The 24,537-nt window shown below is 65.8% G+C and carries 16 protein-coding genes; 9 read left to right on the plus strand and 7 right to left on the minus strand.

Features of this window, described 5'->3' with window-relative positions:
- Positions 1-5: 5 nt before the first annotated feature.
- The 3 genes from D619_RS15695 to D619_RS0105505 all read left to right on the plus strand — a co-directional run bounded on the left by D619_RS15695 (position 6) and on the right by D619_RS0105505 (position 10,817).
- Positions 6-1,475: an undecaprenyl-phosphate glucose phosphotransferase gene (locus tag D619_RS15695; RefSeq protein ID WP_193743255.1), complete on the plus strand. Its 1,470-nt coding sequence runs from the start codon at positions 6-8 to the stop codon at positions 1,473-1,475.
- 208 nt (positions 1,476-1,683) lie between these two features.
- Positions 1,684-7,176, plus strand: coding sequence for an AMP-binding protein (locus tag D619_RS0105500; protein WP_017667574.1), 5,493 nt, complete (start codon positions 1,684-1,686; stop codon positions 7,174-7,176).
- On the plus strand, positions 7,173-10,817 hold the full coding sequence (locus D619_RS0105505) for an SDR family oxidoreductase (protein WP_017667575.1): 3,645 nt from the start codon (positions 7,173-7,175) through the stop codon (positions 10,815-10,817). The genes D619_RS0105500 and D619_RS0105505 overlap by 4 nt, the downstream gene beginning before the upstream one ends.
- Positions 10,818-10,931: 114 nt before the next feature.
- On the opposite strand, the gene D619_RS0105510 is transcribed toward D619_RS0105505, so the two are convergent.
- The 6 genes from D619_RS0105510 to rpmF form a co-directional block, all read right to left on the minus strand.
- Complete coding sequence (locus D619_RS0105510; RefSeq protein WP_017667576.1) at positions 10,932-11,651, minus strand: ParA family protein; 720 nt, start codon at positions 11,649-11,651, stop codon at positions 10,932-10,934.
- Between the two features lie 7 nt (positions 11,652-11,658).
- On the minus strand, positions 11,659-12,033 hold the full coding sequence (locus tag D619_RS0105515; protein WP_017667577.1) for a MerR family transcriptional regulator: 375 nt from the start codon (positions 12,031-12,033) through the stop codon (positions 11,659-11,661).
- Between the two features lie 31 nt (positions 12,034-12,064).
- Positions 12,065-12,367 carry an integration host factor subunit alpha gene (locus tag D619_RS0105520; RefSeq protein WP_017667578.1) on the minus strand — a complete coding sequence of 101 codons (303 nt, stop codon included), beginning with the start codon at positions 12,365-12,367 and terminating at the stop codon, positions 12,065-12,067.
- A 149-nt stretch (positions 12,368-12,516) separates the two neighbouring features.
- Entirely contained in the window at positions 12,517-13,497 is a 981-nt protein-coding gene (locus tag D619_RS0105525) for a beta-ketoacyl-ACP synthase III (protein ID WP_017667579.1), read from the minus strand.
- Positions 13,494-14,546 (minus strand): phosphate acyltransferase PlsX, encoded by a 1,053-nt coding sequence (gene plsX / locus D619_RS0105530; protein WP_017667580.1) that lies wholly within the window; start codon positions 14,544-14,546, stop codon positions 13,494-13,496. Before plsX ends, D619_RS0105525 begins: the two co-directional genes overlap by 4 nt.
- A gap of 40 nt (positions 14,547-14,586) precedes the next feature.
- Entirely contained in the window at positions 14,587-14,766 is a 180-nt protein-coding gene (rpmF, locus tag D619_RS0105535; protein ID WP_017667581.1) for a 50S ribosomal protein L32, read from the minus strand.
- 244 nt (positions 14,767-15,010) lie between these two features.
- Between rpmF and recN the strand changes: the two genes are divergently transcribed.
- Genes recN through D619_RS0105555 form a run of 4 tightly spaced genes read left to right on the plus strand, consistent with a single transcriptional unit; the run spans position 15,011 to position 19,071 of the window.
- Complete coding sequence (gene recN / locus D619_RS0105540; RefSeq protein ID WP_017667582.1) at positions 15,011-16,678, plus strand: DNA repair protein RecN; 1,668 nt, start codon at positions 15,011-15,013, stop codon at positions 16,676-16,678.
- Positions 16,679-16,681: 3 nt separating this feature from the next.
- Entirely contained in the window at positions 16,682-17,992 is a 1,311-nt protein-coding gene (locus D619_RS15700) for a serine hydrolase domain-containing protein (protein ID WP_081587049.1), read from the plus strand.
- A 21-nt stretch (positions 17,993-18,013) separates the two neighbouring features.
- Positions 18,014-18,421 carry a DoxX family protein gene (locus tag D619_RS0105550; RefSeq protein WP_017667584.1) on the plus strand — a complete coding sequence of 136 codons (408 nt, stop codon included), beginning with the start codon at positions 18,014-18,016 and terminating at the stop codon, positions 18,419-18,421.
- Positions 18,421-19,071: a hypothetical protein gene (locus tag D619_RS0105555; protein ID WP_017667585.1), complete on the plus strand. Its 651-nt coding sequence runs from the start codon at positions 18,421-18,423 to the stop codon at positions 19,069-19,071. Before D619_RS0105550 ends, D619_RS0105555 begins: the two co-directional genes overlap by 1 nt.
- 184 nt (positions 19,072-19,255) lie before the next feature.
- Here the strand turns inward: D619_RS0105555 and D619_RS0105560 are convergent, their stop codons facing one another.
- The gene (locus D619_RS0105560) at positions 19,256-19,894 is read right to left on the minus strand and encodes a TetR/AcrR family transcriptional regulator (RefSeq protein ID WP_017667586.1); all 639 of its coding nucleotides are present in this window, start codon (positions 19,892-19,894) and stop codon (positions 19,256-19,258) included.
- A 147-nt stretch (positions 19,895-20,041) separates the two neighbouring features.
- Between D619_RS0105560 and D619_RS0105565 the strand changes: the two genes are divergently transcribed.
- The gene (locus tag D619_RS0105565) at positions 20,042-22,315 is read left to right on the plus strand and encodes a TonB-dependent receptor (protein WP_017667587.1); all 2,274 of its coding nucleotides are present in this window, start codon (positions 20,042-20,044) and stop codon (positions 22,313-22,315) included.
- Positions 22,316-22,470: 155 nt separating this feature from the next.
- A complete protein-coding gene (gene ligA, locus D619_RS0105570; RefSeq protein WP_017667588.1) occupies positions 22,471-24,528 on the plus strand; it encodes an NAD-dependent DNA ligase LigA in 2,058 nt (685 codons plus the stop codon).
- The last annotated feature ends 9 nt before the right edge of the window (positions 24,529-24,537 follow it).

Raw genomic sequence — 24,537 nt, forward strand, 5'->3', positions numbered from 1 at the left:
GTGTCGTGAACAGTCACCATCAGATCACCACGGCGACGCCTGCACCAACCGCTGCCGCTGCTGGTGGGCCGGGTATGCCGCTTGGCCTGGCGATCCTCATTGTGCGCTTGCTGGAATTCATGGCAGTGGGCCTGGCTGGCCTGATGCTGGTCGAGATCGGACCCACAGATCTGGGCAGCAATGTTGCCATCTATACGCGCGTCACCCTGATCGCCAGCCTGGCCTTTGCCGTTCTGGCCGAAAGCCTGGGCAGTTACGACATCGAAGCGCAATTCAGCCTGCGGCTGGGCTGGCGCCGGGTTCTGCTGGCGTGGACAATGGCGGCCCTCTTCCTCATCACCATCGGCTTTCTGCTGAAATCCTCCGAGCAAGTGTCGCGGGCCTGGGCGATCAGCTGGTTCGTTGCCGGCGGCGGTGCCTTGCTGTTCACCCGCATTGCTACCACCATGTGGGTGCGTCGCCTCAAGAAGCGTGGCACCTTCAACGAACGCGTCGCCATCTTCGGGGCCGGGCCGCAGGGCGTGCGCTTTGCCGAATATGTGCAGGCGCATGATCGCCTGACAATCACGCTGGTTGGCATCTTCGATGATCGTCGCCCCGATCGACTGCCCACGGAAGCGGCTGGCGTGCCGGTGCTGGGCAATCTCACCACGCTGATTGGCATGATCCGCGAAGGCATGATCGATCAGGTGGTGGTGGCGCTGCCATGGGCGGCCGAACGCCGCCTGCAGGACGTGATGGCCAGGCTGGTGCTGACCCCGGTGAAGGTGCGGCTGGCGCCCGATCTGGTCAGCTTCACCTTTGCGCGCCGACCGGTGGTCATCTTGGGCGACGTTCCGGTGATGACCCTGTTCGAACGGCCGATTTCCGGCATGTCGGCGATCGTGAAGACCCTGGAAGACAAGCTGTTGACGGCGCTGATCCTGATCGGCGTGTCGCCCATCATGCTGTTGGCGGCGCTGGCTGTCAGGCTGGATTCGCCCGGTCCGATCCTGTTCCGGCAGCCGCGCGAAGGTTTCAACAACCAGAATTTCAACTGCTTCAAGTTCCGCACCATGTATCATGAGCAGTTGGAGTACAAGAATATCACCCAGGCCAGCCGCGATGATCCGCGCATTACCCGGATCGGGCGTTTCCTGCGGCGCACCAGCATCGATGAACTGCCGCAACTGTTCAACGTGCTGCTGGGCGACATGTCGCTGGTGGGGCCGCGCCCGCACGCCGCCTCAACGCGCGCCGGTGGCCGCCTGTTCTCCGACGTCGTGCAAAGCTATGCCGCCCGCCACAAGGTGAAGCCTGGCATCACCGGCTGGGCGCAAGTGTGCGGCTGGCGTGGCGAGACCGACACCGAAGAGAAATTGATCAAGCGCTTCGAGCACGACCTTTACTATATCGAGAACTGGTCGATCTGGCTTGATCTCTACATTTTGGTGCGCACCGTTGGGGCCGTGCTGCTGCCCAAGAACGCCTTTTGAACGGGCGAAAGCCACCACTCACCGCCGTCACCGCACATCCTGCCGCTGCCCTGTGTCGCGAGAGCAGGGCAGAATGTCGCATGTGTTCGAATGTTGCCGCTTCTATCTAGGCGCGGACATAATATTACTCTAACGGCTGCCTCATCAAAGTTTCCTGTCTGTTGGCTCGGTGCAATCGGGCCTGCGGCATCAGTTGGGCAGAACGAGCATGTACGATCCCGCCGCCGCCACGCGCGCTCCGGTTCCGACCCCCGGCATCAACCCGGTGCGCAACCGCGCCGATTGGGATGCGATGCGCGCCGAAGTGCTGGCCGATCCCGGCGCGTTCCACGGCAGGATCGCCGCGCGCAACCTGCACTGGCTGGTGGATGTGGGCGGACGCAAGGCCTGGGCCAGCCGGGGCGAAGATGGCCGCTGGATGGGCTGGGATGCCGAGACTGCGGCGCCGGTGAACGCCGATCTGCCGGCCGATTTCGCGCCGTGGGCCCGTGCCTTCAACGCGGATGACGCACCGAACTTCCGCTGGTTCGAAGGCGGCCGCACCAATGCCGCCTTCAACGAGCTGGATCGCCATGTGCTGGCCGGTCACGGCGCCGAGACCGCCTTCATCTTCGAAGGCGACCGCTGGGATCTGGCCGCCAACAACGGCCGTGGTGCGCCGGTGGATTGCCTCAGCGTCTCGCGCCGCCAGCTGTTGTTGGAGGCCGCCAAGTGCGCCGTTGCGCTGACCAAGCTGGGGCTGAAGGCGGGTGACCGCATCGCGCTCAACATGCCGAACGTGCCGGCCCAGCTGTACTGGACGGAAGGCGCCAAGCGCATCGGCGTCATCTACACGCCGGTGTTCGGCGGCTTTTCCGACAAGACCCTGTCTGATCGCATCCACGATGCCGGTGCCCGCATCGTCATCACGGCGGACGGCGGCTATCGCAACGCCCAGGTAGTGCCGTTCAAGACGGCCTACACCGATCCGGCGCTGGACAATTATGTGCCGGTCACGGTCGCGCTGCGCCTGCTGGAAGAGCGGCTGAACGGAGCCGATCTGGGCCTGTCGGCCGACACGCGCACGGCCATGGCCGGTATCGTGGCGACGGCGCTGAAGGGCGAAGTCACCGTCGAGCGCGGCGACGTCATGCGCGGCCTTGGCCGGGCGCTGGCGGAACTGGGCAAGGACGGCCAAGTGGATGCCGCCCAATCGGCGCGCATCCGTATCGCCATTGCCGAAGCGCTGGTCTCTACCCCGCCGCGCGTCGATGCGGTGATCGTCGCCAACCACACGCATGTGCCCGATCTCGTCTGGCGCGACCGCGACGTGTGGAGCCATGATCTCACCAACGCCGCGCTGGCCGACATCCTGGCCGCCGCCGGCCTGCCCGATGAAGCGGCGCTGCACGCACTGGATGACGAGGCCTTTGTCGCTGCGCTGTGGAAGGCGTCGAAGCCGCTGCCGGTCGATGCCGAATATCCGCTGTTCTTCATCTACACCTCGGGCTCCACCGGCAAGCCGAAGGGCGTTGTCCATGTCCACGGCGGCTATGCCAGCGGCATCATGGAGACGATGAAGGTCGCCTTCGATGCGCGGCCGGGCGACACCATCTTCGTCGTCGCCGATCCGGGCTGGATCACCGGCCAGAGCTACATGATCGCTGCTGCGCTGCTGTCCCGCGTCACCACCGTGCTGGCCGAAGGCTCGCCGGTGTTCCCGCACGCCGGCCGCTTTGCCGCGATGATCGAGAACCACAATGTCACCATCTTCAAGGCCGGTGTCACCTTCCTCAAGGCGGTGATGACCGACCCGCAGAATCTGAAGGACATCCAGGCCTACGACCTGACCAAGCTGCGCGTCGCCACCTTCTGCGCCGAGCCCTGCTCGCCCCCCGTTCAGGCCTTCGGCATGGCGAATATCACGCCGCAATATATCAACAGCTATTGGGCGACCGAGCATGGCGGCATTGCCTGGACCCATTTCTATGGCAACGGCGATTTCCCGCTGGCCGCCGACGCGCGCACCTTCCCGCTGCCGTGGATCGTCGGGGACGTGTGGGTGGAAGATGAAGCCGGCGACAAGAACGCCCGCGTGCTGCTGACCCGCGACGGCACGGACGGCGTCACCTGGCGCAAGGCCGGCAGGCAAGAGAAAGGCGAGATCATCATCGCCGCGCCCTATCCCTATCTGGCGCGCACCGTGTGGGGCGACAGCGACAATTTCCGGGTCGAGGATGGCAAGGTTGCCGGCAACTGGGCTGGTGATGCCGACCGCTGGCGCGATGGATACTGGGGCCGCTGGCAGGGCGTCTGGGCCTATACCCAGGGCGATTTCGCCGTCCAGGGCGATGATGACGGCTTCTCGCTGCATGGCCGTTCGGATGACGTCATCAACGTCTCCGGCCACCGCATGGGCACCGAGGAAATCGAAGGCGCCATCCTGCGTGACAAGGCGCTGAACCCGGAAAGCCCTGTCGGCAACGTGCTCGTGGTCGGTGCGCCGCACCGTGAGAAGGGGCTGACCCCGCTCGCCTTCATCACCCCCGCGCCGGGCCAGGTCATCACCCGCGATGACGAGCGCCGCCTCGCCGATCTCGTCCGCACCGAAAAGGGCGCGGTGGCGGTGCCGGGTGACTTCATCACGGTCAGCCAGTTCCCGGAAACCCGCAGCGGCAAATATATGCGCCGCATGGTGCGCGCGCTGGTGGAGGGCACGCCCATTGGCGACGTGACGACGCTGAAGAACCCCGAAAGCCTCGACGAACTCAAGCGCGTCATCACCGCCTGGGAGCGCAAGCAGCGCCTGTCCGACGATCAGGACATCTTCGACCGCTATCGCTATTTCCGCATCCAGTACAACACGGTGGCGCCCGGCAAGAAGGTGGCGACGGTGTTCATCACCAACCCGCCGGTGAACGCGCTCAACGAACGCGCCATCGATGAACTGGTGATTGTCGTCGAACATCTGTCGCGCCGCGACGATGTCGCCGCCGTGGTATTCACTGGTGACGGCACGGCGAGCTTCGTCGCCGGCGCCGACATCCGCCAGTTTCTGGAGGAAATCCACACGCTGGAGGAGGCCCGCGTGCTGCCGGCCAACGCCCAGCTGGCGTTCGGCAAGATCGAGCAGATGGGCAAGCCCTGCGTGGCCGCCATCCAGGGCGTGGCGCTCGGCGGCGGCATGGAGTTCGCGCTGGCCTGCCATTATCGCGTGGCGGAATCCCACGCCCGCTTTGGCCAGCCGGAAATCCGCCTGCGCCTGCTGCCCGGCTATGGCGGCACCCAGCGCCTGCCGCGCCTGCTCACTGATCGGCGCGGGCCGGAAGGCATGCTCGACGCGCTCGACCTGATCCTGGGCGGCCGCAGTGTCGAGGCGTCGGCTGCGCTCGAAATGGGCGCCATCGATGCCATTGCCGATGGGTCGAACGACGCGCTCAGCCTCGCCCATGCGGCCGTGCGCGAGTTCGTCCGCCTCGGCGACACCAGCCATCTCGGCCGCGCCTGGGCCGAACGCCGCAAGGCCGCCAAGAGCGCCTGGCAGCATGAAGGCCATGTCGATCTCGATCACGCGCTGAGCGACGACTTCGTGCAGCGCATCCTGAAGCAGCTCGATTGGGCCGGCCGCGGCAAGGCGGGGATGCGCGCCATCGACGCCATCCGCACCGGCTGGACCCAGGGCATGGCCGCCGGCCTCGCCCGCGAAGCCGAATTGTTCGCGCAGGCCGTGGTCGATCCCGATGGCGGCAAGACCGGCATCCGCCTGTTCATGGACAAGAAGGCGCCGCCGCTGCCCGTCCGCCGCGACGGCGTGCATATCGAGGCCGAGTTCGATGCCAAGGCCAAGCGCCTGGAAGCGGCTGGCGACCTGCTGCCGGTGGGCGCGCCCTTCTTCCCCGGCGTCACCCCGATCCCCGGCCATCAATATGGCTTCGGCATCGCCCGCAGCCCCGATACCGGTGCGCCGCAGTTCGGCCCGCCCGCCAGCCACGAGAAGCAGCTGATCGTGCCGACGCCGCAGCCGGAGCCGAACGAGGCGCTGGTGTACATGCTCAGCAGCGAAGTGAACTTCAACGATATCTGGGCCTTGACCGGCATCCCCGTCTCCCCATTCGACAATCACGAGGAGGATGTGCAGCTCACCGGTTCCGGTGGTCTGGCGCTGGTCGCAGCCTTGGGCAGCGAAGTGCGCGGGCAGGGGCGCCTGAAGGTGGGGGACATGGTGGCGGTCTATTCCGGCACCTCGGATCTGCTGTCCCCGCAGGCCGGGCGGGACCCGATGTATGCCGATTTCGCCATCCAGGGGTACGAGACCAAATCGGGCAGCCACGCGCAGTTCCTCACGGTGCAGGCGCCGCAGCTGCACCCGGTGCCCGGTGACCTGACGCTGGAACAGGCCGGCAGCTACATCCTCAACCTCGGCACCATCTGGCGCTGCCTCTATACCACGCTCGAGATCGTCGGCGGCAAGACCATCTTCATCGAAGGGTCCGCCACCGGCACCGGCCTCGATGCGCTGAAATCGGCCAAGGCCAGCGGCCTCGCCGTCACCGGCCTCGTCTCCAGCCCGGCCCGCGCCGACTTCGTGAAGTCGAAGGGCGCCGTCGGTGCGCTCGATCGCACCGATCCGCGCTTCAAGGCGCTGTTCACGCCCGTCCCCGATGGCACCAAGGCCGATTGGGCGGCCTGGGAGCAGGCTGGCGAAGCGCTGGTGACCGAATACAAGGCCATCAATGGCGGCAAGCTGGCGGATTATGCCGTCAGCCACGCCGGCGAAACCGCCTTCCCGCGCTCGTTCCAGTTGCTGGGCGATGGCGGCGTGCTGGCCTTTTATGGCGCGTCGTCGGGCTATCACCTCAGCTTCATGGGCAAGAAGGGCGGTTCCGATCCCGTCACCATGCTGGCCCGTGCCGGCGCGCGTGGCGGCGAGGCGGTGCTGATCTTCTACGGCCCCGGCACCACCCAGCTGGCGGACGAGACCGGCCTCGAGATGATCGAGGCGGCGCGCGGCCTGGGCTGCCGCATCGTCGTCGTCACCAACACCGATGGCCAGCGCGAGTTCATCCTCAGCCTCGGCTTTGAAGATGCAGTGGCCGGCGTTGTCAGCCTCGAAGGCATCAAGCGGCGGGAGGGTGCCAATTTCGATTGGCCCGACACCATGCCGCGCCTGCCGGTGGCGCGCGAGGATATCGAGAATTTCCGCGAGGCCGTGCGCCATTTCCAGGACAAGGTGCTGAAGCCCTTCGGCAACGCCGTCGGCAAGCTGCTGCGTTCGCCCGACAATCCGCGCGGCAACCCGGATATCGTGCTGGAACGCAGCCAGCAGGACACGCTGGGCGTGACCACGGCGCTGGTGAAGCCGTTCACTGGCCGCGTCGTCTACTGCGAAGACATGGCCGGCCAGCGCTATAACTTCTACGCGCCGCAGGTGTGGACCCGCCAGCGCCGGATCATCATGCCGATGGCGGAGATCCGCGGCACCCACCTGTGCAACGCCTATGAAGTCACCCGCATGAACGACATGATCGCGGCCGGCATCCTCGATGTGACCGAGCCGACGGTGGTGCCGTGGGAAGGCCTGCCGGAAGCGCACCAGAGCATGTGGGACAACCGCCACACCGGCGCGACCTATATCGTCAATCACGCGCTGCCGGCGATGGGCCTGCGCGGCAAGGATGAACTGTACGAGGCCTGGGCCTCACTGAAGGGGCAGGGGGAATGAACGCGATGTCGAAGACCAAGGGCGGTGAACCCATGTCCGCGCCGCAGCCCGGCGCATCCGGCCGCCTCGCCGGCAAGGTGGCCTTGATTACCGGCGCCGCCGGCAATCTGGGCGGCAGCATCGTGCGCCGTTACCTGGCCGAAGGCGCAACCGTGGTGATGAGCGGCCGTGATGCGGCCCGCACCCAGGCCGCGCTGGATGCCGCCGTGGCCGATGTGGGCGGTACGGCCAGCATCGTCACCATGGATGGTGCCAATATCGAATCCGTGCGCGCTGGCATCGCCGAAATCGTCGCTCGCCACGGCCGCATCGATATCCTGGTCAACAACGCCGGTTCGGCGGGGCCGAAGCAGGTGCTGGGCGATCTGCCGCTGCTAACCGAAGAGCTTGAGGGCACGCCCGACAGCGAAACCGTGGGCGACGCCGCCCGCAACATCATGGTGGTGGCCTGGAACCTGGTGCGCGCCGCAGCGCCGGCAATGGGCGAGGGCGGCAGCATCATCAATGTTTCCACCATCTTCAGCCGCACCGATTATTTCGGCCGCGCGGCCTACACGGTGCCGAAGGCGGCGCTCAACATCCTTTCCAAGGGGTTGGCGCGCGAGCTCGGCACGCGCGGAATCCGGGTGAACCAGCTCTATCCCGGTCCGATTGCGTCCGAACGCATTCGCACCGTGTTTGCGGCGATGGACAAGTTGAAGGGCGATGACGCGGGCAGCACCGCCAATCATTTCTTTAACCTGATGGCGTTGGAACGCAGCGTGGGCGACGAGGCCAAGGCCAAGACCTTCCCGGTGCCCGCCGATATCGCCAACACCTGCGTGTTCCTGGGGTCCGACGAAAGCGCCGCCTTTGCCGCCCATGATTTCGAAGTCACCCACGGCATGGCCGTGCCGCTGGAATCGCGCAGCGAATTCCTGCACCGGCCCGATCTGCGCGCCATCGATGGCGATGGCCACGGCATCTTGATCAGCGCCGGCAACCAGCTGGACGACACGCTGGCCATGGCCGGCCTGTTCGCCGGGCAGGGGGCCAAGGTGCTGCTGGGCTTCCACGCCCAGGCGGCGCTGGATGATGCCGCCGAACGGCTGCCCGCCGGCGTGAAGGCGGTGCGCTTCCCGCGCCACGATCATATGGCGATGGATGCCGAACTGGCGCGCTTTACCGCGCATGTTGCGCCCATAGATGGTGCCATCATCCTGCCAACGCGCGGGGCCGGCTATTTCACCGGCGATCTGGCGCAGGCCAGTGATGCCGCCGTCGAACGCTTCGTGGATGACGAACTCGAAGGCGCCATTGCCGTGGCCCGCACGCTCGACCGTTATTGGCAGCAGAGCGATGATCTGCCCGCCGATCCGCGCGTGCTGTTCATCACCAATGCTGATGACGGTGCCGGCAATGGCTGGGCCGATGTCGGCCGTGCGGCCATCGAGGAATTGCTGCGGGTGTGGCGCGATGAAGCCCGCGTCGCCGCCGCGCAGGGCAAGACGCGCCGCCCGGTGTGGGGCAATCAGATCGTGCGCTTTGGCAATGGCGAAGCGGAAAACCGCGATTTTGCCGCTGGCCATGCCGCGCGCCTGCTGCTCGGCGGTCGCCATATCGAGCCGATCAATCTCTACATCCCCGCCAGCATCAGCCGCGCCACCGGCGCGCGCCGTGCGTTGGCGGGCACGGCGGAAAACATCACCGGCCTGCACCTGGGCAAGGTGGCGCTGATCACCGGCGGTTCAGCCGGCATCGGCGGCGCGCTCGCCCGCCTGCTGGCGCTGGCTGGGGCCAAGGTGATGATGGTCGCCCGCCGCGAATCCGAACTGGATGCCGCGCGCGAACGCATTGTGGGCGAACTGCAGGATATCGGCTTTGCCGGGGTCGAGCGCCGCGTGCGCACGCTGGCCGGTATCGATGTGGCCGACATGAAGAGCCTGAAGCACGCTGTTGACGAGACGGTGCGCGCCTTTGGCCGCATCGACTATTTGATCAACAACGCCGGCGTGTCGGGCGCGGAAGAGATGGCCGTTGACATGGGCGTGGAGAATTTCCGCCACACCCAGTTTGCCAACCTCATCTCCAACTATGCCCTGATGCACATGGTGGTGCCGATGATGCGCCGCCAAGGTTCGGGCTATATCCTGAATGTGTCCAGTTACTTCGGTGGTGAGAAGTTTCTCGCTGTCTCCTACCCCAACCGCACCGATTATGCCGTTTCCAAGTCGGGACAGCGCGCCATGGTCGAATCCATGGCTCGTCACCTCGGCCCGGAAATCCAGATCAACGCCATTGCGCCCGGCCCGGTGGATGGTGATCGCCTGGCCGGCCTGGGCGGCAAGCCCGGCCTGTTCGAGCGGCGCGGCCGGCTGATCCTGGAGAACAAGCGGCTCAATGCTGTCCATGCCGCCGTGATCAAGGCGGTACGCGGCGGCGCGCCGGTCGCGCAATTGCTGTCACGCCTTGCCCGCAATGACAGCGTGCAATTGAGCCATGACCGTTCCAACCCGCAGCCGATCCGCGACCTGGCCCTGGCCTGCGCCCGCGAAGGGGACGAGGTCTGCTGCTGGGATCGCTTCATCCTCACCCCGCCGCTGGCGGCCAAGCTGCTGAAGCGACTGCGGCTGGGCGGCTGGCTGATCGGCACCGACTGGCAGACCCGCGACGCCAATGACTGGCTGCTGCGCGTGCCACCGGACGATACGCCCTGGCTTCCGCTGGCCCAGATCGGCCGTGAAGCCGCCAAGGTGCGCGGCGGCGTGCTGAGCCAGCTTCATCTGGGCAAGATGCCCACGGAGACGGAAGTGGCGCAGGCCACGGTGTTCTTCCTGGCTGATCGCGCCGTGTCAGGCGAAACCTTCATGCCGTCGGGAGGTCTCAACGTCGAACGGTCCAACACCGAACGCGAATTGTTTGGCAGCCCCAAGGCCGAGCGCCTTGCCAAGATGGGCGGCAAGACCGTGTGGCTGGTCGGCGAGCATCTCGCTGACTATCTCGGCGCGGCGGCCAGGGGTTTCCTCGATTGCGACGTGGCGCGCGTGGTGCTGATCACGGCCAGCGCGGCCGGTGCCGACGCCATCAAGGGCCATATCGCCGAGGGCGGCCGTATCGAAACGCAGCTGATCGAAGGCGATATCGAAGCCGCGATGGATCAGGCGCTGGCCACCTGGGGCCACCCCACCACCATCGTTTCGACCCCGCTGAAAGCCCTGCCGGACCAGCTGTTCGATGCGGAAAGCCCGCTGGATGGTGACGGCTTTGCCGATGTGGTGGAGCATAATCTGACCCATCATTTCCGCATCGCCCGCAAGGTGTCGCTGTTCGACGAATGCCAGCTGGTGCTGGTATCGCCGGATGTGCCGATGGGTGAGGGCGCCAAGGGCGCCTTCGCACTGGCCAATTTCGTGAAGACGACGCTGCATGCCTTCACGGCGACCATCGCGGTGGAAAATGAGCGGCTGGTGCACGAAGTGGCGGTGAACCAGATCAACCTCACCCGCCGCGTGCGCTCCGAGGAGCCGCGCAATGCCGCCGAGCATGAGGAAGAAGTGCGCCGCTTTGCCCGGGCCGTGCTGCTGGCCGGTGCGCCGCTGCCGGATGCGGAGGACAGCCGTTATCGCAGCCGCATCTATCGCGGAATGTCGCTGACGGTGTAGGCCTGCCCGTAACAAGGCTGAACCGCTCATGCCGAGCTTGTCGAGGCACGCACCACCCTTCCTGCGTACCTCGACAAGCTCGGCATGAGCGGGTCTGGCCTTGCGGCAGTCAGATCAAGCGGTCAGCCGCCGCTCGATATCGGCCCAAAGTCCGGCGATGGCCGTGGCGGCCGGGCTGCTGCGGCCCGCCAGCAATGGCGTGCGCGTGGCGGTCATGGCTTCAACGGCAGCCGCATAGGGGATCACGGGCCAATCAGGGTGCAGCGCCAGGGCTTCGCGGTGCAGCCCCTTGCGGCGATCGGCCATGGAGAACACCGGCATGACCGATGGCGGTGATTTCATCTCGCTGCCGAGATGCTCAGTCAATCGCACCAGGGCGCGCGTCGAAAGCGGTGAGGGGATCAGAGGTACCACCACCAGATCGGCGGCGCGAAACAATTGATCGGCCAGCTCGGTCAGGCCAGGCGGGCAATCGAGAATGATTCGATCATAGCGATCTTCCAGCGATTTCAAGGCCTTTTTCAGCCTCTTTTCACCTTCCGTGGCAAGATCGGCCTCCAGCCGGCGCAGCGAGCGATCCGCGGCCAGCACGTCCAGATTGGGGAACGCGGTGGGCTGGACCAAGTCAGAAAGATCGGCCTCGGCAAGACCCTTGCGGGCCTTGGCACCGGCGCGGGGCTCCACCTTCAGCAACCAGCTGGCAGCGCCCTGGGCATCCAGATCCCAGAGCAGGGTGCGCCTGCCGGAAAGCGTTGCCGCCGCATGGGCCAGATTGACGGCCAGCGCAGTCTTGCCCACTCCGCCCTTCACGCTGAACAGGGCAATGCAGCGCATGGGCGGCTCAGGCCGCCAGGGCGGCGACAAGGGAATCGCGGATGGCGATCAGGCGCTGACGATCCGGGCTGCGGGCGGGCGCCACCGCCACAACCGGCGCTGCCATGGCCGGTGCCGGCGGCACATCCTTGGCGGCCACGCCCTTGCCGGTCAGCGCCAGCTGAGCGCCGCGGATGGTCATGCCATCATCGTGCAGCAAGGCCTTGATCTGACGCAGCAAGCTCATGTCGACCGGGCGATAATAGCGCCGGCCGCCGGCGCGCTTCAGCGGTTGTAACTGCGTGAAGCGGGTTTCCCAGAAACGCAGCACGTGCGCCGGGACGCCAATCTCGTCGGCAGCTTCGGAAATGGTGCGGAACGCTGTATCGGATTTGTCGGTCACGTTCTGCCCATTCCTCTGGCCGCCTCAGTCCTTACTTGTTGATGGCTTCGCGCAGCAGTTGGCTGGGCCGGAAGGTCAGCACCGTGCGCGGCTCGATCGGCACTTCCACCCCGGTCTTGGGGTTGCGGCCAACGCGCAAGCCCTTGCTGCGCAAGACGAAACTGCCAAAGCTGGAAATCTTGACGTTGCCGCCGGCAACCAGCGCCTCGCTGATCCGGTCGAGAACCTGTTCGACCAGTTGCGCTGATTCCGTTCGTGACAGGCCGATCTCACGATGGACGGAATCAGCCAGATCAGCGCGTGTGACGCTTCCTGCAGATGCTGTGGTGGCCATGACTTCTCCCCCATTTGCTGCCTGCCCGACAGCGGTTGACCCGATTGGTGAGACAAAGCGGCAAGCGTGCCCTGTTATCGCGTGATTTTACGCGCTTTTTTTTGATTCGCTATATTTATTGTCGCACCCTGTCGCAGGGCGTTCAAGGCTTACCAGCGAACGGCAGCAGCGCCCCAGGTGAAACCGCCGCCCATGGCTTCCAGCAGCAGCAGATCGCCCGGCTGAATCCGGCCATCGCGCACGGCCGTATCCAGCGCCAGCGGTACCGAGGCGGCCGATGTGTTGGCATGTTGGTCCACCGTCACCACCACCTGATCGGGCGACAGGTTCAGTTTCCTTGCAGTGGCTTCCAGGATGCGCAGATTGGCCTGGTGCGGCACTACCCAGGCGACATCCGACGGCTTCAAAGACGCTGCCTCAAGAACTTCGCCCATCACACTGGAAAGATTGACAACAGCGTGGCGGAAAACTTCCTTGCCCTTCATCCGCAGCTTGCCGGTGGTGCCGGTGGAACCCGGCCCGCCATCAACATAGAGCAGATCATTGTAGCGGCCATCGCTGTGCAGGCGGCAGGCGATGACCCCCCGATCGCTGGAATTTTCGCCGGGCTGCGTTTGTGCTTCCAGCACGATGGCGCCGGCACCATCACCGAACAGCACGGCAGTGGTGCGGTCTTCCCAATCAAGGATGTGGCTGAAGGTTTCGGCACCGATCACCAGCGCGCGATTGTGGGCGCCGGTAGCCAGCAGCGAATCCACCACGGTAAGGGCATAGAGGAAACCCGAGCAGACAGCCGCCACGTCAAAGGCCACACCATGCATCATGCCCAGCTTGTGCTGCACCACGGTGGCCACGGCCGGAAAAGTCTGGTCGGGCGTGGCGGTGGCAACGACAATCAGATCGATATCGTCGGGCGTCAGTTGTGCGGCTGCCAGCGCCCGCCGCGCGGCTTCGACGGCGAGATCAGAAGTGAATTCGCCTTCCGCCGCGATATGGCGACGGCGGATGCCAGTGCGCTCGATGATCCATTCATCCGAAGTGTCGAGCCGGGCGGCCAGATCCTCATTGGACAACACGGTCTGCGGCAGATAGCTGCCGGTGCCGATGATGACGGAACGCCGCTTGCTCATGCTGCATCCGGCTCGGCTGTGGTGGCAGACGCCATGTCGATGCCGGCCAGATCGTCGCGGATGCGGCGGCTGACGTCCCCGATCACCAGATCATGCGCCACACCAATGGCATTGGCGAGGCCGCGGGCATTGGCGCTGCCGTGGCTTTTCACCACCAGACCGTTGAGACCCAGGAACACAGCACCATTGTGGGCATTGGGATCGAGATGGGCGCGCAGCGACTGCAGGGCGCCGCGTGCGATGAAATAGCCGAGCTTGCCCCAGATCGAGGCGCGGAAGGCGTTGCCGAGCAGGCCCGTGACCAGCCGGCTGGTGCCTTCGGCGGTCTTCAGCGCGATGTTGCCGGAAAAACCGTCGGTCACCACCACGTCGACATCGCCGGAACCGATCTTGTCGCCTTCGACAAAGCCCAGGAACTGCATCGGCAGGCGGGCGCCTTTCAGCACGGTGGCGGCGGCCCGGATTTCGTCCGTGCCCTTCAATTCTTCTTCACCGATGTTGAGCAGGGCGAGCTTTGGCCGTTCCAGCCCCAGCACGGTGCGCGCAAAGGCCGCGCCCATCACCGCGAACTGCACCAGGTTGCGGGCATCGCATTCGGTGTTGGCGCCCAGATCGAGCATCACCGATTCGGATTTCAGGGTTGGCAGCACCGCGGCCAGCGCCGGCCGGTCGATGCCCGGCATGGTGCGCAGCGCAAACAGCGACATCGCCATCAGCGCGCCGGTATTGCCGGCTGACAGGGCCACATTGGCCTGGCCCTGTTTCACCGCATCAATGGCCATGCCCATCGAGGTGGTGCGGGCACGTCGCAGCACCTGGCTGGGCTTGTCGCTCATGGCGACGACATCTTCGCAATGGATGGTCTGCGACCGCGACGCCAGCCGCGGCCAGCGCGCCAGTTCGGCCGCGATCACGTCCTGCCGGCCAAACAGCAGGAACGACAGGCGCGGGTAGCGTTCTGCAGCTATGTCAGCAGCAGCGATGGCTTCGGCAGCCCCGGCATCGCCGCTCATCACGTCGAGCGCGATGACCGGATCCCGGTTTGGCATGCCTGTCATAGGAACCGGGCCAGCCCGCCGGGCGCCAGGATCAGGCTTCGACGGAAACGACTTCGCGGCCGTTGTAGAAACCGCAGGCCCCGCACATGTTGTGCGGCAGCTTCAGTTCGCCGCAATTCGGGCATTCCTGAAACTGGGTCGCAGTCAGCGCATGGTGGCTGCGACGCATGTTGCGGCGGGAAGGCGAAGTCTTGCGCTTGGGAACGGCCATGAGGCACCTGTATCCATCAATCTGAACGGTCGTTTGATCCATCAACCGGTGGGGTGCCCCAACCCTGGCTGTGCCGTGACGCTGGCCATGGCAAAAGACCGGGCAAGAACCCCGGATTGACAGAGAAGCACGCGGCTATATTCGATTTTCGCGCCAGTGCAAGCGTGAATGCCAAATGGCGGGCATTCGGGTGTGTGAAAATGCCTCTCGCGTCGCAGCGTGGCAATGAGCTAACAGCATAGCCGTGCTCACCGCGCTTGCCATCCAGAATGTCGTGCTGATCGAGGCGTTGGCCATCGAGTTCGCGCCAAGTTTGCATGGGCCGGGCCTGGCGGTGCTCACCGGCGAGACCGGGGCCGGCAAATCCATCCTGCTCGACGCGCTCGGCCTGGTGCTGGGCAGCCGGGCGGATGCATCGCTGGTGCGGGCCGGCACCGATACCGCCCGCGTGGTGGCAGAATTCGCCGTGGCGCCCGACCATCCGGTGCGGGCGCTGCTGGCCGAAAATGATCTGGATTGTGATGGCGCCATCATCCTGCGCCGCCAGTTGAAGGCCGATGGCGGCAGCCGGGCCTTCGTCAACGATCAGCCGGTTTCGGCGACATTGCTGCGCGAACTGGGCGGCTGCCTGGTGGAAATTCACGGCCAGCATGATGAGCGTGGGCTGCTCAGCCCCAGGGGGCACCGCGCCTTGCTCGACCAGTTTGGTGGCCTTGCGGTGCCCCTGGCTGCCACCAATGAAGCCTGGGCCGCCTGGCGGGAGGCCAGCGCTGCCGCCGAAGCCGCGCGGGAACGCCTGGCTACCGACCAGCGCGACCGCGAGTGGCTGGACCATGCCGTCGCCGAGCTGGAAGCGCTGGAACCCCAGCCGGGCGAGGAAGCCGAACTGGCGCTGGCCCGCGCTGCCATGCAGAAGGGTGCGCGGCTGACCGACGATCTGGCGACGATTGCCGATCTGTTCGGCCAGGGCAGCGCCACCCTGGGGCAGGGGGCACGGCGGCTCGACCGGATTTCGGCGGAGCATCCCTTGCTGGCTGCCGCGCTGGAGGCGCTCGACCGGGCCCTCGTTGAAGCCGGCGAGGCGGAATCCCGCCTCGCCGAAGCTGTTGGCGCGCTGGATGCGGACCCGGCCCGGCTGGAACAGGTGGAAAGCCGCCTGTTCGAACTCCGCGGCGTGGCCCGCAAGCACAAGGTGGAGGCCGAAGCCCTGCCGGATCTGGCGGCGGCCTTGAAAGCGCGGGCCGAAGCCCTGGTGGCCGGCGAGGAAGGGTTGGTGGTCCTTGATGCGGCCGTGAAGGCTGCCGAAGCGGCCTATGGGCGCGCCGCCGCCACGCTGAGTGCGGCGCGGGCCATGGCCGCAGCCCGGTTGGACGCGGCCGTGGCGGCCGAACTGAAGCCGCTGAAGCTGGATGCGGCCCGGTTTCGCACGCGGATCACGCCGTTGCCGGCCAGCGAATGGGGAGCCGACGGGCAGGAACGGGCCGAGTTCGAGATCGCCACCAACCCTGGCGCCGATTTCGCGCCGCTGATCAAGATCGCCTCGGGCGGGGAACTTTCGCGCTTCATCCTGGCGCTGAAGGTGGCGCTGGCCAGTGCCGGCAGTGCCGGCACCATCATCTTTGACGAGATTGATCGCGGCGTTGGCGGCGCGGTGGCATCGGCCATCGGCGAGCGGTTGGCGCGCCTGGCGGGCGAAGCCCAGGTGCTGGTGGTCACCCACAGCCCGCAGGTAGCCGCGCGCGGCCACACGCAATGGCGGATCGAGAAATCGGTGGACGCCGGCATCACCCGCACCCGCCTGACCGCGCTTGACGGTGAGGCGCGCCGTGAAGAAATTGCCCGTATGTTGTCTGGGGCGGATGTCACCCCCGAAGCCCGCGCCCAGGCAGCGCGACTGCTGGAAGGAGTTTGAGTGATGCAGGCTTTTGATCGTCGTCAGATGCTGTCGGCCATTGCCATGGCGGCGGCCGGGCCAGCGGCAGCGCAATTGCCGTCCGGACGGCTGGCGCCGCTGCGCCATGATGCGGTGCAGTCGCTCATCGATGCCTATGTTGCCAAGGGCGCGGTGCCGGGCGCAGTCGTGGCGCTGGTGGAGCCAGGCAGGCACAAGCCGGTTTTTGTCTCGGCCGGGGTGACGGCCTTTGGCGGCAGCGAAAAGGTCACGCCTGATACGTTGTGGCGCATCTATTCGATGTCGAAGCCCATTACCGCCATGGCCATCATGCAGCGCATTGCCACCGGCGAGTTGAAACTGGACCAGCCGATCGCCGACATCATGCCGGAATTTCGCGACATGAAGGTGCTGGTCGATCCCGACAAGGGCCTCGAATCGCGTCCGGCGACGCGCCAGATCACTGTGCGCCACCTGCTCACCCACACGGCGGGTTTTTCCTATTCGATCAACGGCAATGGCCCGCTGGAGAAGGAATACAAGCGCCTGGGCATCCAGCCCGGCAGCGTGCCGGCCTTCCTGCAGCCCGGCGAAGGTGCCTTGCCCGATCTGCAGGTGATGGCCACGGCGCTGGCTGGCCTGCCGCTGGCGCTCGATCCCGGCACCGCGTGGAAATATTCGGTCAGCCTCGATGTCGCCGGCGCGCTGCTGGAACGACTGACCGGCATGACGTTCGACAAGGTGCTGGAACAGCAGATCCTGGGTCCGCTGGGCATGAAGGACACCGGCTTCTGGGCAAGGGACAAGACACGTCTGGCCGCCAATTATCTGTGGACGGCGCCGGGCACCAGCAAGGTGCTGGACAAGCCGATTCCGATTTCGGTGCTGGAAAAGGATGGCTTTACCACGCGGCCGCGATTGCTCTCGGGCGGTGGCGGGCTTGTTGGTTCGGCGCGGGATTATGCCCGCTTTGCCCAGATGGTGCTGAATGAAGGCCAGTTCGAAGGCCGCACCATCCTGCCGCGTGGCACGGCGCGGCTGGCAACCAGCAATCTGATGCCGGCCGGCGTGTTTTTCGATAATCAGCATGGCTTTGGCGCCGGCGGACGAGTGACCCTGTTCGATACGCGCAACGGCGCTGGCCTGAGCCGGGCCGGCTGGTCGGGCAGCACGGCCGATGCCTATGGGTGGGGCGGGGCCGCCGGCACCCTGTTCATGGCCGACAGCGTCCGCCAGTTCGGCGTGGTGCTGATGCTGCAAACCATGGGCGACAGCCGCTTGCAGCGTGATGCTGATCTCGCCTCGGCGTTGGCCCGCGATGCGGACGGTCGGTGAACGAGCGCCAGAGGAAATCCGATGACGCCTGACACGGCGGCCCGCAGGATCGCCCGCGTCGTGCTGGCGCTGGCCTATTTCGCCGTTGGTGTTGTCCATCTGAAAAGCCCGGAAGGCTTCTTGCCGATCATGCCGGATTGGGTGCCGTTCCCCCGTGAAGTGGTGCTGGCCACGGGCGTGGCCGAAATTGCCGGCGCCATCGGGTTGATGGTGCCGCGCCTGCGCGTGGCGGCGGCGTGGGGGCTGGCAGCCTATGCGGTGTGCGTGTTTCCGGCCAACATCAAGCATGCGGTGGAAGGCATCGCGCTGGGCGGGCAGGTGGCGGGCCTGGGCTATCATGTGCCCCGCCTGCTGGCCCAGCCTGTCATCGTGTGGTGGGCGTTGTGGGCTGGCGGCGTGACCGACTGGCCGTTCCGAAAGCGGAACTGATGTTCGTTGGCCATTTCGCTGCATCGGTGGCGGCCAAGGCGGTGCGGCCGCAATTGCCGTTCTGGGCCTGTGTTGGTGCGGCGCAACTGGTTGATATCGTGTGGGGCGTGCTGGTGATCGCCGGGGTGGAGCGGCTCCAGCTTGATCCGTCACTGCCGGGTTCACCGCTGGTGCTGGAATATATGCCCTGGTCGCACAGCCTGCCGATGGCTGTGGCATGGTCTGCGCTGGCCGGGGTGGCGGCGGCGATCCTGTGGGGCCCAAGGATTCCCTGGGCCGGCTGGCTGATCGGCGCGGTGGTATTCTCGCACTGGCTGGCTGATCTGCTGGTGCACCGGCCCGATCTGCCGTTGTTGTGGCAGGGGCCCAAGCTGGGTCTTGGCCTGTGGAACCTGCCGGCGCTGGAAATGCTGGTCGAACTTGGCTTGCTGGGCCTGGCCATGTGCCTGTGGGTGGCAGCGCGCGGCCGGGCGGGGTTGGCGGCACGGCCGGCGATCGGCTGGTTTGGCGCGGCGCTGATCCTGGCCATCATCAATGTTCTGCCCGGCGAGCCGCTGCCGCCAGCAGGCATGGGCGCGCTGGCCCTGCTGGGCTTTTCCGTCGCCATGGCTGTGGCGGCCGTGGTGGACCGCGCCGACCGGTGCCGCTGAGGCGCTTATGGGTCGCTGGTGCCGGCTGTCGCGGGCGCCCCAAGGTGGGGAGGGCGCCCGCGACCCGGCCGCACCCGGGTCCATAGGGGGGGGATTAGGGGCGCAACCGGTGCCGGCTGCCTGACAAGATAATTACATAGATGTAATGTTCAAGCAGAAAGTGGCATGAAGGCGCCCGATCGGCTCAGCGTGGCGGCGCCAGCCCATCGGCAATCAGGGCATGGGCGGCCGCAGCGATCTCGTCCACCGGTCGGCCATCATCCCACACGCCATATTTCAGGCCCAGAAACACGTTCATGCCCATGATCGCCCAGGCCCGCACCTGCCAGTCGCCATCCGAAACCTCACCGCGCCCGAACGCCTGCTCCAGCGACGTGGCATAGCCATCAGCGACATCGACATAGTGGCGGCGATAGGCGTCTTCGGCAACAAAGGCGCTTTCATCGATGATGCGATACAGCGCCTTGTGGGTGCGCACGAAATCCAGATAGGCGGTCAGGCCAGCGCGTTCGCCGGCCAGTCGGTCCGGCGCAGCGAGGATGAACGGCACCACATGTTCGCGCACCTGTCGGCTCATGTCGGCCACCAGTGCGCGAAACACCGCCTCCTTCGAATCGAAATAGGTGTAGAAACTGCCGATGGCGACGCCAGCGCGCTGGGCGATGCGGGCGATGCTGCCTTCGTGATAGCCGCGCGCGCCAAATTCCTCGGCAGCGGCATCGAGGATCAGGCGCAGTGTCTTGCGGCCGCGTGCCGTGCGCGGTTCCTTGCTCCGGCTTTCGGTATGCGGCGTCTCGGCCGATGTCTGTGGCGTCGCGGTCACAGCATGGTTCCAATCTCATCCCTGTCCGCCGGTCAAGCGCACTGTTTTTCTGTCAGGAGTTGAATCCTGGTTCAGGTTTCAGTATTGCATCGCCAACAGTCACGCAAGACCGGCGCCAGCCAGGCGCCCGCCGTGGGGAGAATGCACATGATCGCTGCCAGAATCCGCCCGAATTTCCGTCTCGCCCTGCTGGCCAGCGCCGGCCTGTTGGCCAGTCTGCCGGCTGCTGCCCAGACGGCGGCTGCGGGCGATGCCCTGACCAGTGACGCAGAAATCATCGTTTCGGCCCGTCGCCGCGATGAACGACTGATCGATGTGCCGGTTGCGGTGACGGCCTTCTCCCAGGCTGATCTGCAGAAATATCAGGCGGTTGATCTGTCGGGCCTGCAGGCGGCCGCGCCCAATCTCAATCTGGTGCAGGGCCGTGGCTCGGCGGCCAGCGCCAATATCTTCATTCGCGGCATCGGCCAGCCCGATGCGCTGCAGACCTTCGATCCGGCCGTCGGCGTTTATGTTGATGGCGTCTATCTCTCCCGCATCCAGGGTGCACTGCTCAACCTGTTCGACGTGGAGCGCATCGAAGTGCTGCGCGGGCCGCAGGGCACGTTGTATGGCAAGAACACCACCGGTGGCGCGCTTTCCATCGTGTCGCGCAAGCCCGATCTGGAGGTGGTGAAGGCTGCCGGTTCGGCGCTTTATGGCAGCTACAACCAGATCGTGCTCAACGGCTATGTCTCGGCCCCGCTGGTCGGCGACAAGCTGGCGTTCAGCCTCGCCGGCCAGTGGGACAAGCGCGACGGCCTTGTCACCGATCCGCGCACCGGCCGGGAATATAATGACCGCGACAGCCTGACCGTGCGCGGCAAGCTGCGCGCCAAGCCGACCGATGCGCTCGAGATCCTCGTCTCCGGCGATTACAACCGCCAGCGCAATGCGCTTACCCTGGGCTATGCCACGGCAAATCTGGGTGGCGTGCGCCCGGTGGTGGCGGCGCCCTATGGCGCCTATGATTTCAAGGCCTCCACCAGCTTCACCGGCAACGAGGGCCAGCGGCTTGATCACTGGGGGGTGAACCTCACCGCCAACTGGCAGCTCTCCGACGCCATCATGGTCTCCAGCATCACGGCATGGCGCAAGCTGGACCCGGACCTGTTCATCGATATCGACGCCACCCAGGCCGAGCTGGGTGACGTGTTCGTGGGCATCAACCAGCGCCAGTTCAGCCAGGAACTGCAGCTGAAGTGGAACACGGACCGTTTTTCAGGGGTGTTCGGCCTGTTTTACCTGAACGAGAATATCGCTTCACATCAGGAAGCCTATGCCGATGATCTGTTCGGCGTGCCGTTCACCCGCCTGATCGACGACGCTCAGAACACCAAGAGCTATGCCGCCTTCGGCCAGGCCAGCTACAAGTTCACCAATAGGCTGAGCCTGACGGCCGGCCTGCGCTATACCCATGAGGAGCGGGCCTATGATCGCTTCACCACCACGGTTTCGACCTTTGGCGCTCTCAACGGGTTGGCCTTCCGTTTTCCCGGCAGCCTGCCGGCGCCGTTCAACCTCGACAACAAGGCCGAATATGATGCCTGGACGCCGAGCGTGAACCTGGCGTGGAAGCCGGATGCCAACAGCCAGATCTATGTTTCGGCGTCGCGCGGCTTCAAGTCGGGTGGTTTCAATGGCCGCGCCAATGGCATCGCCGATCTGACCCAGACGGTGAATGGCGTGCCGACCATCGTCACCACCTTCCGCCCTGAAACCGTGTGGACCTATGAAGGCGGCGCCAAGGGCAGCTTCCTTGATGGCCGCGTGTTCCTTTCGGGCACCGTGTTCTACAGCGACTTCCGCGATTTCCAGGCACGCGTGGGCGGTGGTTCAGTCGCCTCCTTCCCCGTGCTGAACGCCGGCCGGCTTTCGATCTGGGGCGTGGAGCTGGAAGCAGCGTTGAAGCCGACCAGATATTGGAACCTGCGGATGAACGCCGGTTACCTGAACGCGCGTTACGACGAGTTCAACGATGGCCGCCGCGCGCCGGCGTTCAGCTGCAACCCGACCGGCGCGCAGGTGACGTGCGAACCGGCCTTCGCCCCGCCACTCACCCTCACGCTGGCCACCGATTACCGTATCCCGGTGGGCGATGCCGGCAGCATCACGCTGGGCGGTGATGCGCGGTTCGTGGACAAGCATTTCCTCAGCGTCGACAACCGCCCGGGGCTGGTGGAACCGGGTTATTGGCTGGCCAATGCCTATGTGCGCTTCGATGCGGAAGGTGGCCGCTGGTACGTGCAGGGCGGCGTGAAGAATCTGGGCGACGAACGCTATCGCACCGACGGGCAGGAGTTCAGCTCGGTCGGCAATATCCAGACGGTGTATTATGGCGATCCGCGCACGTGGAACGTGATGGTGGGCTTCAAGTTCTGATCGCCGCCGGGCGAGCGTCGACTCCGGCAAGATTGGCCAGCAAGCGAAAAGGGCGGGGCCAACACCCCGCTCTTTTTGACTCGTCTGACGGCGTGGCTTTGCCGCCGGCCGCGGCCTACTTTGCCGACCCTGAACAGCCTGCTACTCCTGCAGCCATGACCGACGCGCTGCCTGTTACCGAGTCTGACGCCGCTGCCGAACTGGCGCGGCTGGCCGAAGCCATCGCCCATCACAGCGAAGCCTATTACCAGAAGGACGCGCCCAGGATTTCGGACGCGGATTATGATGCGCTGGTGCAGCGCAACAGCGCCATTGAAGCCGCCTTCCCGCATCTGGTGCGCGGTGACTCGCCAAGCTTCCGCGTTGGATCGAAGCCCGCCGCCGGCTTTGCCAAGATCACCCATTCGAAACCGATGCTGAGCCTGGACAATGTGTTCAGCGATGACGAGGCGCGCGAGTTCGTGGCGCGGGTGCGGCGGTTCCTGAACCTGCCCGAAGATGAAGATGTGCGCCTGCGCGCCGAAGCCAAGATTGACGGGCTGTCCTGCGCGATGCGGTTTGAAAATGGCCGGCTGGTGCACGGGGCCACCCGTGGTGACGGTGCGGTGGGGGAGGAGGTGACGGCCAATCTCTCCCATGTGACGGGTCTGGCCCACACGCTGCCCGAAGCCGCGCCAGCCGTGGCCGAAGTGCGCGGCGAAATCTACATGTCCAAGGCCGGTTTTGCCGCCCTGAACGCGCGGCAGGCGGAGGCCGGGGCCAAGATCTTCGCCAATCCGCGCAATGCCGCCGCGGGCTCGCTGCGCCAGCTGGACCCGGCGATCAGCGCCAGCCGGCCGCTGGCCTTCATCGTCCACGGCTGGGGCGAGATGAGTGCGATGCCGGGCTCGACTCAAAGCGAGGTGACCGCCGCCATTGCCGGTTGGGGCTTCGACACGGGCAGCCTGGCGGTGGGCAATGCCACGATGGACGAATGCCTCGCCTTCACCGCCGATCTGGAACGCCGCCGCGCCGATCTGCCGTTCGATATCGATGGCGTCGTCTACAAGGTGGAGCGGCTGGACTGGCAGGAACGGCTGGGCCAGGTGGCGCGGTCCCCACGCTGGGCGGTGGCGCACAAGTTCCCGGCGGAAAAGGCCGAAACCTTGCTGGAAGCCATCGACATCCAGGTTGGCCGCACCGGCGCGCTCACGCCCGTGGCGCGGCTGGCGCCGGTGACGGTGGGCGGGGTGGTCGTCACCAACGCCACGCTGCACAATGAGGACGAGATTGCCCGGCTGGACGTTCGGGTGGGGGACCGGGTGCAGGTGCAGCGCGCCGGCGATGTGATCCCGCAGGTGCTGGGTGTGGTGCCGTCAGAGCCTCCGCGCGGCGCTCCGTTCGTGTTTCCCGATCATTGCCCGGCCTGCGGTTCGACAGCGGTGCGCGAGGAAGATGGTGCGGTGCGGCGCTGCACGGGCGGCCTGACCTGCCCGGCGCAGCGGCACGAGCGGCTCCGCCACTTCGTTAGCCGCAATGCCTTTGATATCGAGGGGCTGGGCACCGAGCGGCTGGAGCTTTTCGCCGAACAGGGACTGATCGAAGGGCCGGTGTCGCTGTTCCATCTGCACGAAAAGCGCGACGCGCTGCTGGCGCTGCCCGGTTTCAAGGAAAAGTCGGTCGACAAATTGCTTGCCGCCATCGACGAGCGGCGCAGCGTGAGCCTGGATCGCTTCCTGTTCGCGCTCGGGATCCGTCATGTCGGTGAGGTAACGGCGCGCGACCTTGCCCGTGCCTTCCGTTCGGCACAGGCGGTGCAGGACGCGGCAATAGCCGAGGATGCGGTCAATCGGCTGACGGCGGTGAACGGCATCGGCGCCATTGTCGCTGAAGCGCTGATCGATTTCTTCGCCGAACCGCACAACCGCGAGACGCTGGCCGCCCTGCTGGCCGAAGTGACGCCGCAGCCGCTGCCGGAAATCAAGCAGACCGGGCTTTCCGGCAAGACGATCGTGTTCACCGGCGCGCTGGAGAAATGCACCCGCGAAGAAGCCGAAGCCCAGGCCGAACTGCTTGGCGCGAAAACCTCGGGCAGCGTGTCGGCGAAAACCAGCCTGCTCGTTGCCGGGCCGGGGGCGGGATCCAAGCTGGCCAAGGCGCAAGCGCTTGGCGTCCAGGTGACGGATGAAGATGGCTGGCTGGCGCTGGTTGCGCAGGCGCAATCGGAGTCCTGATCGGGAGCC

Origin of the sequence: Sandarakinorhabdus sp. AAP62 (assembly GCF_000331225.1) — a bacterium.
Lineage (GTDB): Bacteria > Pseudomonadota > Alphaproteobacteria > Sphingomonadales > Sphingomonadaceae > Sandarakinorhabdus.